The organism is Kitasatospora sp. NPDC127111 (genome assembly GCF_042677465.1).
In the GTDB taxonomy this organism is placed as follows: domain Bacteria; phylum Actinomycetota; class Actinomycetes; order Streptomycetales; family Streptomycetaceae; genus Kitasatospora.
Map to the genome: position 1 here is coordinate 18,896 of NZ_JBHXTG010000086.1, position 18,416 is coordinate 37,311.

At 71.4% G+C, this 18,416-nt stretch carries 22 protein-coding genes and 2 pseudogenes; 8 read left to right on the forward strand and 16 right to left on the reverse strand.

The genetic code is table 11. The features are described from left to right. Positions 1–372: 372 nt before the first annotated feature. A complete protein-coding gene (locus tag ACFVHB_RS34805) occupies positions 373–747 on the forward strand; it encodes a DUF6193 family natural product biosynthesis protein (protein WP_380330254.1) in 375 nt (124 codons plus the stop codon). Between the two features lie 188 nt (positions 748–935). Here ACFVHB_RS34805 and ACFVHB_RS34810 read toward each other — a convergent pair whose 3' ends face one another. The 7 genes and pseudogenes from ACFVHB_RS34810 to ACFVHB_RS34840 form a co-directional block, all read right to left on the reverse strand. Beyond that, a complete protein-coding gene (locus ACFVHB_RS34810; protein ID WP_380330257.1) occupies positions 936–1,415 on the reverse strand; it encodes an STAS domain-containing protein in 480 nt (159 codons plus the stop codon). A 307-nt stretch (positions 1,416–1,722) separates the two neighbouring features. Beyond that, a complete protein-coding gene (locus ACFVHB_RS34815; protein ID WP_380330260.1) occupies positions 1,723–2,076 on the reverse strand; it encodes a hypothetical protein in 354 nt (117 codons plus the stop codon). Positions 2,077–2,462: 386 nt separating this feature from the next. Further along, positions 2,463–2,788: pseudogene (locus ACFVHB_RS34820) on the reverse strand (transposase); the annotation flags it as partial. Between the two features lie 47 nt (positions 2,789–2,835). Then, positions 2,836–3,486, reverse strand: a complete 651-nt coding sequence (locus tag ACFVHB_RS34825) for a muconolactone Delta-isomerase family protein (protein WP_380330263.1) — start codon at positions 3,484–3,486, stop codon at positions 2,836–2,838. 66 nt (positions 3,487–3,552) lie between these two features. Next, positions 3,553–3,942, reverse strand: coding sequence for a hypothetical protein (locus ACFVHB_RS34830; RefSeq protein WP_380330266.1), 390 nt, complete (start codon positions 3,940–3,942; stop codon positions 3,553–3,555). Further along, positions 3,899–4,699 carry an SDR family NAD(P)-dependent oxidoreductase gene (locus ACFVHB_RS34835; protein ID WP_380330269.1) on the reverse strand — a complete coding sequence of 267 codons (801 nt, stop codon included), beginning with the start codon at positions 4,697–4,699 and terminating at the stop codon, positions 3,899–3,901. The genes ACFVHB_RS34830 and ACFVHB_RS34835 overlap by 44 nt, the downstream gene beginning before the upstream one ends. Before the next feature lie 597 nt (positions 4,700–5,296). Beyond that, positions 5,297–5,923: a hypothetical protein gene (locus ACFVHB_RS34840; protein WP_380330271.1), complete on the reverse strand. Its 627-nt coding sequence runs from the start codon at positions 5,921–5,923 to the stop codon at positions 5,297–5,299. A gap of 244 nt (positions 5,924–6,167) precedes the next feature. On the opposite strand from ACFVHB_RS34840, the gene ACFVHB_RS34845 reads away from it, so the two are divergent. Beyond that, positions 6,168–6,806 (forward strand): maleylpyruvate isomerase N-terminal domain-containing protein, encoded by a 639-nt coding sequence (locus ACFVHB_RS34845; RefSeq protein ID WP_380330274.1) that lies wholly within the window; start codon positions 6,168–6,170, stop codon positions 6,804–6,806. 90 nt (positions 6,807–6,896) lie between these two features. Further along, complete coding sequence (locus ACFVHB_RS34850; RefSeq protein ID WP_380330277.1) at positions 6,897–8,309, forward strand: hypothetical protein; 1,413 nt, start codon at positions 6,897–6,899, stop codon at positions 8,307–8,309. An 83-nt stretch (positions 8,310–8,392) separates the two neighbouring features. On the opposite strand, the gene ACFVHB_RS34855 is transcribed toward ACFVHB_RS34850, so the two are convergent. Next, positions 8,393–8,935 carry a hypothetical protein gene (locus ACFVHB_RS34855; RefSeq protein ID WP_380330280.1) on the reverse strand — a complete coding sequence of 181 codons (543 nt, stop codon included), beginning with the start codon at positions 8,933–8,935 and terminating at the stop codon, positions 8,393–8,395. 407 nt (positions 8,936–9,342) lie between these two features. Then, a complete protein-coding gene (locus tag ACFVHB_RS34860; RefSeq protein WP_380330283.1) occupies positions 9,343–9,804 on the reverse strand; it encodes a MarR family winged helix-turn-helix transcriptional regulator in 462 nt (153 codons plus the stop codon). 79 nt (positions 9,805–9,883) lie between these two features. Here ACFVHB_RS34860 and ACFVHB_RS34865 point away from each other — a divergent pair, with 79 nt between their 5' ends. After that, entirely contained in the window at positions 9,884–10,255 is a 372-nt protein-coding gene (locus ACFVHB_RS34865) for a VOC family protein (protein ID WP_380330285.1), read from the forward strand. Positions 10,256–10,477: 222 nt separating this feature from the next. Continuing rightward, positions 10,478–10,681: a hypothetical protein gene (locus ACFVHB_RS34870; RefSeq protein ID WP_380330288.1), complete on the forward strand. Its 204-nt coding sequence runs from the start codon at positions 10,478–10,480 to the stop codon at positions 10,679–10,681. A 455-nt stretch (positions 10,682–11,136) separates the two neighbouring features. On the opposite strand, the gene ACFVHB_RS34875 is transcribed toward ACFVHB_RS34870, so the two are convergent. The 3 genes from ACFVHB_RS34875 to ACFVHB_RS34885 form a co-directional block, all read right to left on the reverse strand. After that, a complete protein-coding gene (locus ACFVHB_RS34875) occupies positions 11,137–11,493 on the reverse strand; it encodes a hypothetical protein (RefSeq protein ID WP_380330291.1) in 357 nt (118 codons plus the stop codon). Positions 11,494–11,712: 219 nt separating this feature from the next. Then, the gene (locus ACFVHB_RS34880; protein ID WP_380330294.1) at positions 11,713–12,438 is read right to left on the reverse strand and encodes a hypothetical protein; all 726 of its coding nucleotides are present in this window, start codon (positions 12,436–12,438) and stop codon (positions 11,713–11,715) included. Between the two features lie 129 nt (positions 12,439–12,567). Then, positions 12,568–12,975 (reverse strand): transposase family protein, encoded by a 408-nt coding sequence (locus tag ACFVHB_RS34885; RefSeq protein ID WP_380330297.1) that lies wholly within the window; start codon positions 12,973–12,975, stop codon positions 12,568–12,570. A 180-nt stretch (positions 12,976–13,155) separates the two neighbouring features. Here ACFVHB_RS34885 and ACFVHB_RS34890 point away from each other — a divergent pair, with 180 nt between their 5' ends. After that, positions 13,156–13,581 carry a DUF3592 domain-containing protein gene (locus tag ACFVHB_RS34890; protein ID WP_380330300.1) on the forward strand — a complete coding sequence of 142 codons (426 nt, stop codon included), beginning with the start codon at positions 13,156–13,158 and terminating at the stop codon, positions 13,579–13,581. 114 nt (positions 13,582–13,695) lie between these two features. Here ACFVHB_RS34890 and ACFVHB_RS34895 read toward each other — a convergent pair whose 3' ends face one another. Continuing rightward, entirely contained in the window at positions 13,696–13,821 is a 126-nt protein-coding gene (locus ACFVHB_RS34895; protein ID WP_380330303.1) for a hypothetical protein, read from the reverse strand. Between the two features lie 85 nt (positions 13,822–13,906). On the opposite strand from ACFVHB_RS34895, the gene ACFVHB_RS34900 reads away from it, so the two are divergent. After that, the gene (locus ACFVHB_RS34900; protein ID WP_380330306.1) at positions 13,907–14,845 is read left to right on the forward strand and encodes a hypothetical protein; all 939 of its coding nucleotides are present in this window, start codon (positions 13,907–13,909) and stop codon (positions 14,843–14,845) included. Positions 14,846–14,868: 23 nt separating this feature from the next. Here ACFVHB_RS34900 and ACFVHB_RS34905 read toward each other — a convergent pair. Together ACFVHB_RS34905 and ACFVHB_RS34910 are read right to left on the reverse strand one after the other, a co-directional pair. Then, a pseudogene (locus ACFVHB_RS34905) lies at positions 14,869–15,158 on the reverse strand (hypothetical protein). 154 nt (positions 15,159–15,312) lie between these two features. Then, a complete protein-coding gene (locus ACFVHB_RS34910; RefSeq protein WP_380330309.1) occupies positions 15,313–16,050 on the reverse strand; it encodes an SDR family oxidoreductase in 738 nt (245 codons plus the stop codon). 92 nt (positions 16,051–16,142) lie between these two features. Here ACFVHB_RS34910 and ACFVHB_RS34915 point away from each other — a divergent pair, with 92 nt between their 5' ends. After that, a complete protein-coding gene (locus tag ACFVHB_RS34915) occupies positions 16,143–16,982 on the forward strand; it encodes a LysR family transcriptional regulator (RefSeq protein WP_380330312.1) in 840 nt (279 codons plus the stop codon). Positions 16,983–17,166: 184 nt separating this feature from the next. Here ACFVHB_RS34915 and ACFVHB_RS34920 read toward each other — a convergent pair whose 3' ends face one another. Next, positions 17,167–18,261, reverse strand: coding sequence for a winged helix DNA-binding domain-containing protein (locus ACFVHB_RS34920; protein WP_380330315.1), 1,095 nt, complete (start codon positions 18,259–18,261; stop codon positions 17,167–17,169). Positions 18,262–18,416: the final 155 nt, after the last annotated feature.

The window sequence follows — 18,416 nt, forward strand, 5'->3', positions numbered from 1 at the left end:
CTCAAGAACGTTGCCCAGCGAGCACGGCCCTGGCGGAGCGTAGCGTTTCAACGGCCGACAGTGATCAATTTTTCGCGTTACCGCCCCAAAGACCCGGCAACTGACGTATCGACACACCAACGCCTCGCCGGGAGGGATCACCCGGACGGGGCCACAGCACCACCCCTATGGCCCACGCCAGCCTCGCTCACGCTGCTGCTGAGCTGCGGCCCGCAGACGTGTCCGCTGCGCTGACCGGCGTGTCCCGGGTGCCAGGCCGCAGGGTGAAACCTGGGAAAGAACGGGGTGGGACCGGCCCGATACGCCTGCCGGTCGAGGGGATGTGCCGGGGGCGGGTTGTCCTGTTGGAGGGACGGGCGTCATGATCGCGGGATGGCTGAGGAGACGACTGTCGAGAAGACCTGGCGGATGATGTTGGAGGGTGACCCCACGGCGAGACGGGGGGAGCCGGCGGTGGTGGAAGCCGCCCACGCCGAACCGCGATTGCGGGCCCTGTTCCCGTTTCCGAGCCACGGGTCGCTCAACTTCCACAGGAACACGCAGTTCCCGTGGAGCAACGACCTGCCGTTCATCGTGGGCGACGCGCAGTCGTGCACGGTGTACGCGCCGCTGGGCACGCCACAGCGTGTCCTGGGAGAGTCACTCACACCGCATGAGGCGGCCGCGTTGGTCGTGGCCCACCTGCCCCACGACTGCGGGCCGGCCTTCGAAGGGCCGTGGCCTCCACCTGAGAACTCCACCGACTGAACCAGCCGCAGAGCTACGACGCCGGTCAAACGTGGCTGAGAGGGTGTACCGGGAGCAGTCGGATGTCTCCCCCTTGCCCCAGGCCGGCGGCGGCACGGTGCCCGCCGGTGCTGGCTCGGAGGTGTGCGTCTCGGGTCCGGCGGGCGCGGGCAGGCGGCGTAGCGGGCGTGCCCTGGCCGGCCCGGGTTCTACGGCACGAGGTGCGGCCCTCGGGTGAGCGGCATGGGCGCGTGCCCGCCCAGGGCGTCCTCGACCGTGCCCGTCACCGGTGCGCCGCGGTCACCGTGGAGCGCCTGGTGGAGGGTGGGGCGGGTCGTGAAGACCACGTCGGCCCCGGTGATCGCGAAGACGCGCAGCACCGCCCGGCTGGGCGCCGTCAGGTTTAGGGTGACGTGGTGGGCGAGGGCGGCGCGGCGGGCGCACAGCAGGGCGTTCAGGCCGCTGGAGGAGAACAGCTCGACGCCCGAGAGGTCGACGGCCAGCAGGGCGGGGTGGGTGGCGATGGCCCGGCTCAGGGTGCGGCGGACCTGGTCTTCGTTGTCCATGTGCAGGTGCCCGGCGAACGCGCACACCACCGCGTCGCCGACGACGCTGACGGTGATCTTCAGGTCGCGGGCGAAGACCGCGTGAGGCGTGGAGGACTGGACAAGACGGTCGTAGGAAGCCATGGCGTGTCTCCCGGCCCACCAGAGGCTCCGCCGCCCTCGGGAGCGGCGGGCCGGGGCATCCATGTCCACACGGGTGCGGGAGACAGTGCGGCGACAGCCGACGGGCATCCGGCCAGGCCACGATGACACCAACCGGTACACCACACACTACGCCCGGCCCAGCCGCGCCGGAACCGACGGCCCAGGACCGCCCGCACCGGCGGGCGGCGCAGGTGCGGGCGATGGCTGGATGAACGGCTCCGGCCGGCCGCATCGCCCGGTACTTCCGGCGCAGGACCGGCTTCGGGGCCGGCGGCGGGCGCGCCGGTCAGGGCCGGTCGTCGTGGTGGCCGCACAGCCAGGCCAGGCCCGTGTACACGCCCAGCAGCCGCTCCCCGTCCGCCATCCGTGCCGCCCCCGTCCGGTCCGCCGCGGTCCGAAGCGCCACGGCCGCCGCCTGGCACTCGGCGAGCAGCTGCGCCCGGCACGGCCCCAGCGGGCCGGCCGTGGCGGCGGCCGTCACCGGCGCGGCGGTCCACGTGCCGACCGCCCACCGGTACGCCTCCAGCAGTCCCTGCTCGTAGCCGGTGAACGGCCGGCACCGCCTGTCGATCTCGTCCAGGGCGGTGAACACCTCCTCCGCCGACCGCACCCCCACCACCGCCGTGTTCTCCGTCGTCATGCCCCTGACGCTAGGAGCCACCGCCCAGGCGTGCCCCCGCGCGGCCGCCGTCCGGAGCAAGCGTGTCCGCACCACTGCCCGCACGGGTGCGCGATCTACGGCGCGCCCGTGTCCGACACCGACTTTCCCCGCTGACCCGCTCGACCTCCAGCAGCGCTGGTACGCCGCCGAAGCCGACGGGGCCGCCGATCCGACCGCGGAGACGCGCACCGTGTTCACCGCGATCGGCGCCGAGCTGCACTCCCACCAGTACTGGTCCAGGACCGCTGCGCCGGAGCCGGCGGGCTGACCGCCGGTCGGCCCCGTGCGCATGCGCCTGCTCCCGGCCCGGGCAACGGTCAAGGGGCCCGGGCGAGCACGTCGGGAGACATCGGTGACAGCTGATTCTCGAGGAAGCCGGTGTCGTCGCCGGTCAGCACCGCGCTCTTGTCACCGATGCTCTCGACCACGAAGTCCCGCACGTCGTCACGGACCGCATCAGCGTCCCGGTCAGCCGAGTTCAGCAGGCGCTGCATTCCGTCCGGGCAGCCCTTGCGGCTCGTTCCGCCAGCGACCACCCGTTCTTGCGTTCCAGCGGGGCGATCAGTCCCGCCAGGTACTCCAGTGCCCGCCCGCGCGGCTCCGATCTGGTGAAGCGCGACGCGAAGCGGGCGGGCAACCCCGCCAGCGCCGCCTTCCCCTCCTCGACCTGCCCCACTCCAAGATCAATCATTCGCCAAGTCACCCGTGATCAAGTGCGGGTGCAGTACTACGCCACCGTCACGTCGTGGGCGTACCGGCAGCGCCCGGGGTGGGTTCGTCGTGCTTGACGGTGGCGGGGTCGCTGGGGTGCCTGGTGAGAGGCACGGTCTCCGAAGTTAGCCAGTCGGCCGCCGTCATCGGCAGCGAGCCCAAGGCCCTTTGGAGCACGTCGGCTGCTGGCGCTTGCCAGAGACTGAGGTTGCGGCCATGTCCTGGCAGTGTCCAAAGCCGGACGAGGCGGCCTTCCGCGGCCAACTCCCGCGCACGTCGGGCCTCACCTGATTCCATCTCCTCAACGGCCTGCGAGTCCGTGCCTTCCGGTATGGCGACGTGGAACGTGACCAGGTATTCCCCTTCGTCCGCCGCCAGCGGCACGGTGCCGCTCCCGGGGTCGTTGGCGTGCGCGCCGAGTGGGGTGGGCTCATCTGTCCGCCAAATCCGCAGGGGCATGGATGCCAGCGTCCGTTCGAGATCATCAGGTCCGTCCGCCGCGAACAGCCCGATCGTGCGCCACTCTCCCGGCCCCAGAGGTGGACGCCACAGGCGCAGGACCCGCCCCTGAGCTGCGAGCTCGCGGGTGTGCGCGGCCTCGCGGGCCCGGATTTCGTCAACCTCGGGCTCTGAAGTCCCTTCCGGAACTCGGGTGGTCATCGTCACGAGGTATTCCATGGAACGTTTCCTTGGGAGGTCGGTACCGATCAGTTGCCTGTCGATTTGGCCAGCCGACTTGTGCGCTCAGTCGAGTGTGGAGATCTGGCAGTGCGCGACCCTTGCCGTCGGGCGTGGCGACCGCGAGCACGGCGAGGAACACCGGCAGTGGTGGCTGGTCGGTGAAGGAGAATTCGACGCTGAGACAATCCAGGACCAGGTCGGGCGCGGGTCTGCGGGTTTGAAGGATCTGGAGTCGGCCGTCTTCCCGAGCGGCTGCGAGGCGCAGTAGTCCGCGACGCCTTGCCGCCCGACGGTGTAGGGGTGCAGGCCCTGGAAGATGGCGTCGTCGGTGAAGACGGCGACCCGCTCGGGTTCGTGTGCGTCCACCGCGGACTTCCAGCGCTCCAGGACGTCACGCGGCACCGCTTCGTCATCGGCCTTGCCGCTCGTCGTGTCGCTGGTCGGCCTGTCCATCGATCCTCCGTGTGCGTATGTCACGCGTCGCGTCCGGAAAGTGTCGGAAGCCGGCGCTCTGACCGCCGTCGACGTGCAGGATCTCGCCGGTGACGAACGAGGCCTGCTCCAGATACATGATCGCCTCCACGACGTCGTCGATCTCGCCCATGCGTCCCATTGGGTGCAGCGCGGCCAGTACGCCGCCCGGGTCGTCAGGGCGCATCGGGGTGCGGATGACGCCGAGCGATAGGGCGTTGGCGCGGATGCCGCGCGCCGCGTACTCGATGGCCAGTTCCTTGGTGACGGCGACGAGGCCACCCTTGGTCAGCGAGGCGAGTGCCGCAGGGATGCGCGCGTTGGCGCGGTCGACCAGAGACGTGGACACACACAGCACGTGCCCGCCGTCGCCGCCGGCGAGCATCGCGGGGATGGCACTGCGGGTGACGTCGAAGAAGCCGCGCAGATTGACGCCGGCCACCAGGTCGTAGTCGGCGTCGGTGTAGTCGGTGAACGGCTTCTCGATGTACACGCCGGCGTTGTTTACCAGCGTGTCGATCCGGCCGAAGCGAGCCATCGCCTGGTCAACGATCTTGGCGCCGGTACCCGGCTGCGACAGGTCGCCGGAGACAGCGAGGACGTCCGGATCCTCCGACGCCGGGATGGACCGCGCGACTGCGACGAGCGCGTACCCTCGTTGGCGATATGCGGCGGCGACACCTGCACCAATTCCTTGGGATGCGCCGGTGACGATAACAACCTTCTTCGTCGAGCTCATGTCGCTATCCAGACTGCGGAGCAAGCCGACTGGTCAGGGCCGACAGTCCGGTGTCTCCGGCCAGTTCCCCCATACGTTACGTCCCGACCGGCTCCGGCGCCGCCCGAACGACTTCCGGATGCGGTGGGCGGCGGACCGCACCAGGCTGGGTTCGGGAGCGCAGCGGGCCTTTTCGGCGAGGCCACCGATCGGATGACGGCTGGACGGTCGTGGGCCGGAGGAGAACGGACGAGGCCGCCAGGCAGTTGAGGGAGATGTCTGACGTCTCAACTCTTCTGCCGGGGAGCCTCGTTGGTTGCCTATCCTGCCGCACTGGACCTGCCGCACGCACTCGTTGCCGAACTCGTTGCGGACGCAGACGTTCCGAACGGGTGCGAACCAGCCGGACCCGCCGGGGAAACTTCCACGATGGATGGGGAGACCACCTTCGCAGGTCTGGCCCCGGCCGGAGCGGAGAACACGGGTTCTCCGCTCCGGCCGGCCTGGTCGCTGGGCGTCTCAGTACTGCTCGGCCACTTGCTCGGCGATCGAGAACTCGGCGCCGCACTCGCCGCACGTTCCTCCGCCGAACAGGTAGGTGAGGGCGAGCTCTCGTCATCAGCGACCCGGAAGGCCCCCTGCACGGCTGGCGAGCCAGACGGCGACACGCTGCTTTTCCTCGCGGTTCGCGTAGGGGCTGTCGTAACGCGTGATCCACTCCAGGTATCGCAGGACATTCTCCGACCGGTCCGGGTGACGCACCACGAGCACGTCGATGCCGGTCTCACCCGTCGAGGCTTGGACGTACACGCTGCCGTCCAGAGCCATCATGCCGAAGCCCGGGTGGCCCGAGTGCACGCCCAGGAACGCCGATGCCGCGCCTCGGCCCATGATGTCCCAGCGATCCAGCAGCCGGACCCGGTGCCACAGCGCTGGGGCGGTGATGCCGCTGTGCAGGTGCTGCAGAGCGGCCCGGTGCGAACGGGTGCCCTGGGGAAGCTGCACGAGGAACTCCCGCCGCCGGTCGAAGAGGCCCGAGGAGACCGCCAGGTCGTACCAGTCCGCGTTGAGCCGCTCGACCAGGCGCGAGGTGCCGTACGGGTGCCAGAAGCCTCCGGCCACGTCCTGCGCACCGTACCCGCGGACGAACGGCATCGTGCCCGCTGGCACAGCGTTGGGGATCACCTCGAGGCCGGCCCGCCGCAGAGGCCGGTACACCTTGCGGTCACGTTCCTGAACACCCATCGACCCAGTTCTACCAGGGCCGACAAGCCCCCGGCCCGCCGTTTTCCTCCACCTCCGTGTGATCGGCCGGACAGCTCCTGGCCAGGGCGCGTACCGGGTCGTGATCAATCCGCGGGATTCGCCGTCTCGGCGGCGCCTGGACCGGTGCATCGTCGATCCGGGACCAGCGGGTCGTGTCCGGAATGCTTCACCTGTTCGCGAGGTTGACCGGTGAGGCAATCACCGACGACAGGGGGATGAGAAAGTGACACAGGTCAGGGAGCTCTACCTGAGCGTGGCGGAATCAGCGGGGAGGCTGCTGGCAGAGCCGGCGGTCGCGGGCGGCTGGCACCAGCCCTCCGCGCTGGCGAAGCTCAGCGTCCGTGGGCTGGCGGGCCACCTGGCCGGGCAGGTCTTCTTCATTCCCGCGGTGCTGGCCGAGCCGGAACCCTCCGAGCCCACCATCTCGATCCACGAGTACTACCGGCGGGTGAGCTGGATCGGCTCGGACATCGACACCCCGTTCAATCAGGGCATCCGATCCGGCGGAGAGGACGAGGCCGCCGATGGTCCCGCCGCACTGGCCGCGCGAGTCGCCACGTGCGTCGACGAGCTGCGCGGCACCTTGCCGGCCGCGCCGGACCGACGCGTCCGCCGCCCGACCTGGGGACCGTGGTCGATCAGTCTCGACGACTTCGTCACCAGCCGGACCCTGGAGCTCATCGTCCACTCCGACGACCTCGCGTACAGTGTCGGGCTTCCCACACCGGAGTTCCCGGCCCTGGCCGTTGAGACGGTCGTGGACCTGCTGGCGCGGATCGCACTGCGACGCCATGGAGCGACTGATGTGCTGCGCGCACTGAGCCGCGCCGAACGCGCACCGGCCTCCATCTCGGCTCTCTAGTGCTGTGCCCGCATCGGTTCGCCGGGTCGGCGCCGGAGGGCCCCTCGGCCGGTTGGACGTCGTGAGACGTTCGGACACTAGGCTGCCCGCGTGAAGGTGGATGATCTTCAGTGGCAGGTGGACACCCTCGGCGGCGTGCTGCCGCGGCTCGTGGACGACATCCGCGAACGCGGTGGCCTGGAGGCTCTGGTCCAGGCGGCGCAGGAGCGCGCGGACTGGTTCTGCGCCGTGGGCGCGATGCGGGAGCTGTGTGCGGTTGGGGAGTTCGGGCGGGCCTGGGCGGTGGTGGAGCCGTTCGCGGCCACCGGTTGGCAGCGGGCGGTGCGGGTGGGTGCGGACGTGCTGGTGCGGTGGGGCCGGGTCGACCAGGCGCTGGAGCTGACGCGCCCCGAGGGATCGAAGGAGAGCGCGGCCGACGCGGCGCGGGACCATGCCGAGGTGCTGGTGCGGGCCGGGCGGGTGGAGGAGGCGCTGGGCGTACTCGTCCCGCACCTGCGCGCAGGGCGGGTGCTGGCGGCCCTGGTGGAGATGACCGATGGCCTGGGGAGCGACGAGCGGGTGCTGGAGCTGTTGGCTCCGATCGCCGAGGACTTCCGGCGCGACCCGGAACAGCCCGGCGTCCGTGACCTCTGGGCGGTCCTGTCCGCGCAGGCCCGGGTCCTGGAACGGTCCGGCCGCGTGGACGAGGCGATCCGGCTGCTCGAAGCGGATACGGCCGCACGCGGCTACGGGCCGCAGAACAACGTCGAGTTCTACGCGGAGCTGCTGGCCCGGCACGGCCGGATCGATGAGCTGCGCGAACTCGCCGACACCCAGAGGCACAGCGCCGTGGGTCCCTACGTGACGGCGCTGGAGAACGCGGAACGGGCCGGCGAGGCGGAGACCTTCCTGCGTGGTCTCATCGCCGCCGGTCATCCGGGCTGGTACGACAGCATGCTGATGGGCCTGCTCATCCGCCAGGGCAGGTTCGACGAGGCGATCAAGGCGGCGGAGCACACGTTCGACGACCTCTACGACGGAAATCTCCTCCAGGGGGCCCTGATCCTCCTGGCCGACCAGGGCCAGCACGGCAAGGCAATCGGACTCACGGAAGGCCGCAGCCCCGAATTCCTCGCGGAGAACGAGGCGTCCTGGCTCCGCTCCAACCGCTGGTGGCTGATGGGAGAGTCCGGCCGCGCCCGGGAAGCGATCACGGAGATCGAGGCCCTCCCGGCCGACGAGGTGGACGACCGCGAGCTCACCATCGCGTGGCTGCTCGCCCAGGACGGCCGCGTCGAGGAGGCCATGGCCCTCCTGCGCTCGCTGCCCGGAAAGCGAGCCGCGACCGATCTGGCCGAACTGCTGATCCGGCAGAACCGTTTCACCGAGGCCATCGCCGCCATCCCCGACGTGCCCGCTCAACGGGAGGAAGCCCAAAGCCGTCAGCCGAACGCCGTCTCTCCCGACACCGGCCACCTCGGCGACGACCCATGGGCGGCTCCGACTGCCGCGCTTCAGGAATGACGCTCCCCGCCAGTTCGGAGAAGCGACCTGACGCCCTGACGCCCTGACGCCCGACCAGGTACGAGGAACGGTCCTGCCGTAGGTCAGGCGGTCCTGCCGTCTTCGGCCAGGCTTTCCGCCAGAGCGGCGCGCTCGAGGATCTCGGCGTGCAGAGGGCCCTTGCTCAGCTCATCGAGCACGATCCGGGCCACCTGCGGCGCGGCGGTGTACGTGCGACGGCCCTCGTTGCGGGCGAACGGCATCCGGTTCCGGCCGACCGATCGGGCCGCGCGCAGGGCCTGGTTGATACAGGTCCGATGGCGCTTGACGCAGTCCGCTCCGCGGCCCGCACCAGGCGCCAGCACCGGGATCAGCGCGTACGAGCGCACCGCGACACCCGGCCGGCCGCAAAGCCAGTAGACCGCCAGCGCCGGATCCGACAGTCCCCACAACGCCCGCACCCAGGCCCGCAGCAGGTCCTCGCTCCAGGGCTCAGCCCCCGGCCGCTCCTGATCCCTCCAGACCTCGCCCCGCGCCAGCGGCAGCGGCGCAGCCAGATGGGGCCGCGCGGGCCGGCCGTAGGCGGCGTTCACCACCTCGCAGGCCCGCTCGTACGCATCGGCTTCGGTGTCGATGGTGAACTTCACGAACCCCTCCCTGCCCGGCTGGTGAAACCGTAGCCGCCCGGAGGCGCACCTCGCCGGCGCCTGGCTGGTCACGCCCGGCTGGTCACGCCCGTCCGGCGGGGCGGTCGGCGGGTGCGCGCTCGGCATGGGGCGGGGAGGGCTGCGGGCCGCGGAGCAGGCCGCCGGGGCGAAGCCGAAGGTGGCCCGTCTGGGCAGGTGGTGACAGTCCGGTCCTCTTTCTTCGGCTATCGCGTGGGAAGAGGCGCCGGCGTGGGGAAGGGGCTTGGCCACGATGGCTGACCCGCTGAAACGCGGGGTGGGGCGCCCAGCGGCGGGCGGGCCTTCCGGCCGGGCGGCAACCGGCGGTCTTCGACGCGTTGCTGCCGCCACTGGCGCCGCTTAGAGCCGGGCCGGACAATCGGCCCGGGTCATTTCTCCAGAGCTGCCGCGATGCGGTCGAGGTCGGTGAGCAGCGCGGCCATGCGCTGGGGCGGGATCGCCTCCACCATGCGCTCTTCGATGGCGTAGACGGCGGCTTGGACCGCGGCCAGGCGGGTGTGGCCTTCCTCGGTGAGGTGGGCGGGCCGGGCTCGGCCGTGGTCGGCGGTGGCGGGGCGTGTGATCAGTCCCGCTTCCTGCAGGCCCCGCAGGACGACGTTTCCGGACTGCCGGGTGACGAAGGTCGCGCGGGCGAGGTCGGCGTTGGACATGCCGGGGTGCAGGGCCAGGAGTTCGAGCGTGGCGTATTGCGGCACGGTCAGTCCGTGCTCGCGCAGGGCCTTGTCCATGGCGCCGCGCAGGGCGGCCTGGGCTCGTTTGAGCAGGTAGCCCACGTGTTGGGTGACGTCCTTGGCGGGGTGGGGCGGCTCGGCCGACGAAGTCTCCATCATGTCAGCATTTTGACATGAGTGCCGCGAGATCCTAGTCTCCGCTATGTCAAAGTTCTGACATACGGATCGAGGAACACCCATGCCCGCCACCATCGACGGCCCCGACTTCGTCGCCCTGCAAGTGCGCGACGTGCAAGCGGCAGCGACCTTCTGCGAACAGCACCTGGGCCTGCGCCGGGCCGCCGTCTCGCCGCCCGGCGCGGTCGTGTTCGACACCAAGCCGACCCCGTTCGCCGTCCGTGGGCTCCTCCCGGGCGTCGACCTCGCCGACACCGCACGTCCCGGGCTGGGCGTGGTGCTCTGGTTCCGGACCACGGACGCCCACCAGCTCCACGACCAGCTCACCACCGCCGGAGTCAGGATCCTGACCCCCGTCGTGGACAGCCCGTTCGGACCGATGTTCTCCTTCGAGGGCCCCGAAGGCTACACACTCACCGCCCACGGAGGCTGACCACCACCGCGCTCTCCCACCCCGCCGGGCCCCGCGCGGCGGACAACCCGTCACACCCCGGCGCGCGGCACGCGGACAACCCGTCCTCACCCCGGTGCGCGGCACCAGGAAGTCGGCTTCGTCTCCGCTCCTGGGTCTGCGGGTCTTGGCGGAGCGCGGTCCAAGGTCGGGACGTCGAACGGGGCCGTGCAGGCCAGGCCCGCGCACCATGGGTCTCCGGGGGTGGAGGCGCAGATCCTGCGGGACCTGGCCGCTGTGCTCGGCCGTACCCCGGAGGAGCTGGCGATCGAGCATGCCGCCGGCCTTCCGCCGATCCCCACTGAGCCGCTGGCGGACTGGTTTCTGTTCGACCACCACTACCGAGACGTCCTCGCCCCGCCGAACGGACCGCGGGTCGAGGTGTTCCCCACCGACTGCGGGCAGTAGGCCACCCCCGCAGAGTGCTGGGCGCGAAGCTCTGGTGATGGATCACCTATGCCGTGGAAGGCGGCAGACCCCGACGTCCGTGTCGGGGTCTGCCGCCTTGTGACGCTGTCGAGCGCTACGGGCGGTGGGGCCAGGGTGTCGTCGATCAGGACTTCGGGCGCCGGGTCCCCGGCTGCCGGTCGAGCAGGGCGCCAGCTTCCGCCAGCCGCCCGGCGAGGCCATAGCCGTCCCGGCCCCGGCTCGGGCGCCCGCTCGCGGCCGGCGGCCCGACCTTCTCCGACCCGGACCGGCAGATCTGCCCGGTTCCACCGGCGCGAACGTGCGCCCGCGGAACCCGCAACACACTTCCCGGCCATCTCCGGCTGGCGCTGACCTCCAGCTCCGCTCCGATATCGAGGTCGACGTGGGCCCCTTTGAGACAGTGTGCGGTGTCGGCCCCGCAGGGTAGCGCGTCCCTACATCCGGGTCACTTCGACCCAAGACTCCCACTTGCCGCTGACGGTATGGTGCACGATGACCCCCGACAAGGTTTCACTGCCTGTCAGGCTGGCCATCACGCGGGCATCGATGGAAACGCCGTTGACCAGGCTCAGATGGTCCTTGAGCGCATCCCTGACGAACCGCTCGGGATCAGCACGCATTGTCTCCAGATCGCCCTCTTCGAGGTCCAGTTGGAACATCTCGACTTCGCGGGCTTCGGTCTCACCCTTGCGGTACAGCGTCGCCATGGCAACCTCCAGATAGCAGTTGTCTGCTTTCAGGGTGCGTTTGCTGCGGCATTCGGCAAGCGGAAACAGGGCCAGCTGGCGCACGTCGACCCTGTGTGTCCGGAGATGGACACACGGACGAGGACATCTTCATCCAAGTCCTCGAAGGCCTCTCGCGACGGAGCGGCCGTCTCCCCGAAGGCGGCCAGGGTGGCGTGCAACTCGGCGTCGAGGGCGACCACGGCAGCCGAGTGCGGAGCGGGCGGACGGTGGGGGGCAGCACCCGCCCGGCACCCGGAACGAGCCCGCGTCGGGCGGTGCCGCTCATCCGGCCGGCAGCTTGCTAGCGGCTCGGCCGGCCGCGACGGCGGCCCCGTGCAGTGCCGTCAGCTCCGCCGCACGCTGCACCTGACCCTCGCCGTCCGACCAGTGGGCGTCCTCGATGTCCGGCTGGAGGGCGGTGGTGGGCCGGGCGGAGTCCGGGGCGTACTCGACGCCGTCGCCGCGGATGGACATGGTGAGGGTGAGCGTCTGGTCGGGGCCCGGTACAAGGGCGACGTAGACCCTGATCCCCCCGGAGGATTCGGCGCTGAAGTGGTAGTCCGGGCCTTTCTCCCGCTCGGCGGGGGTCCAGATCCAGCCTTGCTGCTGGTAACCGTGCTCCCGCCAGTGGGCGGCGATGCCGTCCGCCAGCTCCCCGCGGTGAGAGGCGAGGATCCTGGTGCGGGCGGTGAACTGCCGGTCGACGAAGGACAGCCTGCTCGGCTCGCCGTTCGGGCGCCGCTGGTACTGCTCGACGGTGTAGCCGGTGTCGCTCAGCACCAGGCCCGGGCTGAAGCCGCCGACCGTGTCGTGGAGGGCCTGCTCGCTGCGTTCCCGGAACTCGGCCGCGGTGAGGCGGACGTGCTCGGGCCCGGGCTTCGGCGTGTACGGGTCGTCGAGCCCGATGTACCACCACACGCCCATTTGGAACACGAACACGGCGAAGACCACGACGACGAGGCCCACCACGGCCCCCAGGCATCCCTTCGCCAACGCCTTGTCGAACACCCCACTCCCTCCCCCGCCCCACTCCGTACCGCCACCGTAGGCGGGCGACCCGGGCCGACGCCTGAGCACCCGTACTCAAACAAGTCCTGACTCAGGGCCCGCGCGCACCGCAGCCGATCGCCGACGTGTTCACCGCCCTGGTCGCCGCCCACGGCTGGACCCTGGGCACCGCCGGTGGATCTGCTCGACGAAGGTCCGCCGCCCGCACGACGAGCTAACGCACACGAAGCGCCGCACCCGCAGGCTCAGCCGCACCCGCATCCCCCCGACCGGCCCGTCGACGGCAAACCGCGGGTACCAGCTATGCACCCGGGTCGACAAGCCCCCGCACCCCGGGCAGCTGTAACTCGCCGCTGAAGACTGGAGCGTCACGTTCACCGACTCGACGTCCACGTCGACCGACAGCACCGCGACACCCGCGACCGACGGAATCAGCAGCCCCTCCAAGCGGGGCACCCGATCGTCCACGGTCCTGCACTGTCGGCCACAACGGACCCGGCGCTGACGATTTTGGGCAACTTCCCGAAGCGACCGCACCGCAGCATCGTCACTCAGCGTGTGCGGTTCACGGAAGTTGAGTCAGAACCCGTTGTAGTGAACAGAGCCAGACGGTCGAGCAGGCTCACCGAAGTCTGGTCGTCAAGAAGGGCCCCGCCTGAGGATTGTCACTGCCCCTCCACCCGCAACTGCCGGCTCAGCGCACGCGTCACGTAACACGTGCAACGCGAATGGCTCTTCTCCCTCATCCCCCTGGCGATCGGCGCGATCTTCCTCGGCTTCGGCGTCCACGGCCTCCGCCGCGCCCGCGCGCTCCGCCGCACGGGCGTCACTGCCGAGGCGCGGATCGTCCGCCACGATGCCAGCCGGAACGACGAAGGCTCCACGTCCTACCACCCCGTCGCGGCCTGGACGGCCCGGGACGGGCGCACGTGCGAGTACTCCTCCAGGTTCGGCCGCAAGGTCGTCGGAGACGACTTCCGCGTGGGGGCGCACGTCGTGGTCCAATACGATCCAAAAGCCCCGCACCGGTTCGCCATCAAGGGCTGGGACATCAGGACGGTCGACCTGCTGTTCACGGTGCTGGGGTCGGTGTTCGTCGTGGGCACGGTGACGATGCTCCTCGTCCGGCTGGCGACCCTCTGACCATGGATGACCTCAGCTGCTCTACTGCCGCGAACGCGTCCGCACCGGCTTGATCACTGCTCAAGGTTGCCCATGTACTCTCCCGCGGCTCCGCATCCGGCTCGCCGGGCACCGTCAGGTCGAGATGGCGCACCAGGGAGACCCCTTCACGACGGCCACCACGAGCAGCCGGCGCTCGGGCCGGGCGGTCTCCTCGATGACGTCGTCGGCGCGGTAGCGGGGACGGGCTGTGTCCTCCATCGTGGTGCACCCGGGCGAGCCGTGTGCGGCCGCCCGGCGGTACCGCACTTCGCCCCCCGGGGCCGGGCGGCAGATCCTGGACGGTATGAGCCCCCGGGGACCCGCGCAGGTCCGGCTGCCGCACCTCGAGCCGATGCTCGCCACCGCCGGGCCGCTGCCGTCCGGAGCCGGCTGGTGGGCGGAGGCGACGTGGGACGGCATCCGGGCCGTCGCCTACCGGGAAGGGGACTCGGTACGCCTGGCCGGCCGGCACGATGCCGACTACACCGCCCGCTTCCCCGAGGTCGTCGAGGCGCTCGCCGACGTGCCCGGGCCCCTGGTCCTGGACGGCGAGGTGGTCATGATGCGGGGCGCACTGCCCTCGTTCGCCGCGCTGCAGACCAGAATCCACCGCACCCGCCCCGCCGCGGTCCGGGCCGCCGCCGCGAGCACGCCCGCCCTGTTCGTCGCGTTCGACCTCCTCCACACGGACCGACCGCTGCTCACCGAGCCGTACCGGCAGCGGCGCACCGTCCTCGAAGGGCTCGACCTGGAGCGGCCCGGGCTGCGGGTGCCGCCGGTGTGGACCTCGGTCACCGAGGCCTACGGCTGGACGAAGGAGCAGCGGCTGGAGGGCGTGATCGCCAAGCGCTCCGACTCCCTCTACCGCCCCGGCGCCCGGTCCCGGGACTGGATCAAGATCAAGCACCTCCGTACCGCGGACGTGGTCATCGGCGGCTGGCTGCCCGGCGGCGCCACCGTGCGCGCCGTCCTCGTCGGCGTCCCCGTCGAACCCGGCCGGCTCCTGTTCACCGGCTCCGTCGGCACCGGCTTCACCACCGCCGAACGCCGTGCTCTCGCCGCCGCGCTGCGCCGCCTCGATCAGCCGATGTCACCGTTCACCGGCACACCCACCGGCCTCGGACTGCCGCGCGGCACCGAGATCCGCTTCGTCCGGCCCACACTCCGCGCCGAGGTCGAGTTCCTGGAACTCACCCCGGCCGGCCGGCTGCGGCACCCGATCTGGCGAGGCCTGCGGGACTGATCCCGACCACCGCCGCACCGCGGTCAGGCGGTGTCAACCTCCGAGTCCCCGTGCCAGTGCCAGCAGTCTCCAGGCCGGGGACCGTAGTGAGCACGCCCGCCGGCACCGCAGGCCCCGATCTCCGCTTCCAGGGGCCGCCCCCTCTTCGAGTTCCTCGTGGCTCCCTCCGCTCACATCGATCAGCAACCCGTCCAACGGCCCCGCCACCCTCCCGGTAGACGTGGCCCGGCCGCGGCCCCGGATCCGGGTCGTCGTGATCCGCCCCCGTACACCGGCCCCGCATCAACGCGTCATCGTCCGTACCCGCCAGCATCCCGGCCACCCACCGGCACCCTGACGCCGTCCGCCCCCGTCGTCGCCGCCGACAGGGGCCACCCACGACGATTTGCGAAGACGCCGGGGCCCGCCGGCTGGCGGGCGGGCGGGCGGCCACGGCCCGATCGACGGGGAACGCGTCCGAGGTCAGGTCACCAGGGCACGACCCCGCTGTCGTCGAACAGCTGGCCGGTCGGGCCGTCGTCCGGCAAGGTCGCCAGCCGGACGGCGATCGCCGCGCCCTGCTCGGGGGTCTGCGTCCCGCTGAATCCGTTGAGGTCGGTGGCCACGTAGCCGGGGCAGGCGTTGTTGATCAGGACGTTGGTGCCGCTCAGCTCCTTGGCGTACTGGATGGTGACGGCGTTGAGGTAGGTCTTCGTCGGCGCGTACGCCCCGCTGATCCCCCCGAGGTCCACGCCGGGCGTGGTCTGCAGGGTCAGGGAGGCGACGTGGCTGGACTGGTTGACGATGCGCGGGTGCGCCGAACGGAGCAGCAGGGGCAGCATCGCGTTGGTGACCCTGATGACGCCCAGGACGTTGGTCTCCAGCAGTCGCCGCACGGTCTCGAGGTCGATGGTCGTCGGTTCCTGCGGCCAGCCGCCGGCGATGCCGGCGTTGTTGACCAGTACGTCCAGCCGTCCTGCCCGCTCCTCGATCAGTTGGACCGCGGCGGCCACGCTCCCGGCGTCGGTCACGTCCAGGGGCACGCCGAACGCGTCCGCGCCGGCCGCACGCAATTTCGCCACGGCGTCGTTGCGGCGCTGCTCGTCCCGGGCGCCGACACCGACGCTCCAGCCCCGCGCGCCCAGCCCGGCCGCGATCTCGTACCCGATTCCCTTGTTCGCGCCGGTGACCAGCGCGATCGTCTTCTCGCTCATGACAGCGAGCATGCCTGCGCCGCAGCCGGGCACCAACACCCTCCCGGTAGTGCGGCGATACCCGAGCGGTATCGATCAGCCGCCTGCCGTCCTAGCCTGGACCCGTGGACATACGCGAGCTGCGGTACTTCGTCGCCGTCGCCGAGGAATTGCACTTCGGCAGGGCTGCCCAGCGCCTGGGGATAGCCCAGCCGCCGCTGTCGCGCACGATCGCCCAGCTCGAGCGGCGGCTCGGCACCGCACTGCTGGAACGCACCAGCCGCAAGGTCACGCTCACCGAGGCCGGAGCCGTGCTGCTGGCCGAAGGACGCGCGATCCTCAGTGCGGTGACCGCGGCTGAGCGGCGTACCCAACGGGCGGCCACGGCACACCCCAGCCTCGTCCTCGCGGTCAAAGCCGGCACCGGTGGCGAGCTGCTGACGAAACTGCTCGACGCCTACGCCGCGGAACCCGGTGCGGTCACCGTCGATCTGCTGCTCTGCGAGGCGCACCAGCACCGGCGGCTGCTGCAGGAGGGACAGGCCGACGTGGCGCTGCTGCACCTGCCCTTCGACTCGGCAGCCGGGCTCGACACCGAAGTCCTGTCCACCGAGGGTCAGGTCGCGATCCTGCCGGCCTCCCACCCGCTCGCCATCCGCTCCCAGGTGAGGATGGCCGACGTCACCGCGCTGCCGGAGCTGCCGATGGCCCGCTGGCCCGGTCCCGGCGGCAGCTACCCGGAAGGACCGGGCGCGGAGATACGGAACCTGACCCAGCTGTTCCAGCTGATCGCGCTCGGCCGTACCACCGTGGTCATTCCCGAGTCGGCCGGCGCCGACCTGCGCCGGGACCTCGCCGCGGTGCCGGTCCTGGACGCCGCGCCGGTGACGACGGTGATCGCCTGGCCGCCGAACAGCCGCCTTCGTGCCGTTGCCGACCTGGTCCGCGTTGCGACACAGCTGTGAACTCGGCATGGGCACCCACCCGGGCGGCGGGCGGGGCCCCGCGCCTTCCGGTGTAGGCGGCCGTCCCCAGGCCGGTGCCACGGTCGTGGCGGCGGCCAGGGCCGGCCGCGACGGGCGCGGGTTCATGGGATCCTGTGGGCGGGGTGAACGGTCCCCTCCCGTCGGGATCGGGAGTGGGTGATCGTCAGTTTTCGGTGTCGAGTCGGACGTGCTCGATGTCCGCGTCCAGGAAGGCGCTCAGGTCCTGGGCTTCGGCGCGGACGGCTTCCCGTTCCGGGGCGGTGAGGGGCCGGAGGGGACTGACGCGCAGGTGGTTGCCGCGCACGGTCCAGGTGGCGGTGACGCGCCCGTCGACCAGGACCAAGCGGTGGCCCGCGACGGACAGGCCGAGGTGGGGGGCGTCGATGACGCGGCCGCGGTCGTGGTAGCCGAGGACGGCGTTGTCGAAGGCCGGCAGGAACCTGACCGGCGCGGGGGTGTCGGGGTGGGGCCGGGGTGCGTCGGGCAGGTCGAGCAGTTCGCGGCCGCGTTCGTCGCGGAAGACGACGAGTTCGTCGCGGGCGGCTTTGACGGCGGCGGGAAGGCCGGCGAGGCCGCACCAGGCGCGCAGGTCCGCGCTGGCGGCGGGCCCGTAGGCGGCGAGGTAGCGGCGCAGCAGTTGCCGCCCCACGGGATCGCCGTGCGCGGCGGGCAGGGGGTCGATGTCCCGTTCCAGCCAGGTGGCCAGCGGCAGGTTGCGTACGCCGGCGCTCTGCTGCCAGAGGCCGCGGGGCGGGAGTTGGGCCATGGGGATGAGGGCGGCGACGAGCAGTTCGCCCAGGACGCGGCGCGGTGGGCCGGGCCAGCGGTCTTCGAGGGCTTGGACGAGCTCGCGCATGGTGCGCGGCCGCTGGTCGGCCATGACGCAGCGGCCGGCGGTGGCGAGCTCATCCAGGTCGATGCCGGCCAGTTCGCGCGGGTAGGTGCCCAGCACTCGCTGGCGCAGCATGGTGTCGTGGCGGGCTCGCCAGGCGAGCGCGTCGTCGGAGGTGACGAGGTGGACGGTGCGGCGCATCAGGTGGGTGCGCACCACGGTGCGGCCGGTCAGCGCATCGTCCAGTTGCTCGGGCTTGAAGTCGCTCAGGCGGGACCACAGCCCGATGAACGGTTCCTGGGGCTCTTGTGCCTGCAGGCCGCACAGGTGGGCCACCGCCTGGGGCACGGAGGTGTCGCTGCGCGTGAGCAGGTGCTGGCGGGCCAGGGTGGCGCGGTTGAGGGCGCGGGTGTCGAGGACGGTCATGGCGTTCCCAGGCTGCGGCGCGCTCGTGGGGCGGGCGTCGGCGCGGGTCGGTGCGGGCGAGGGGGTGGGGTGGGGTGTGGGGGGTGGGGTGGGGTGTGGGGGGTGGGGTGGGGTGTGGGGGGTGGGGTGGGGTGTGGGGGGTGGGGTGGGGTGTG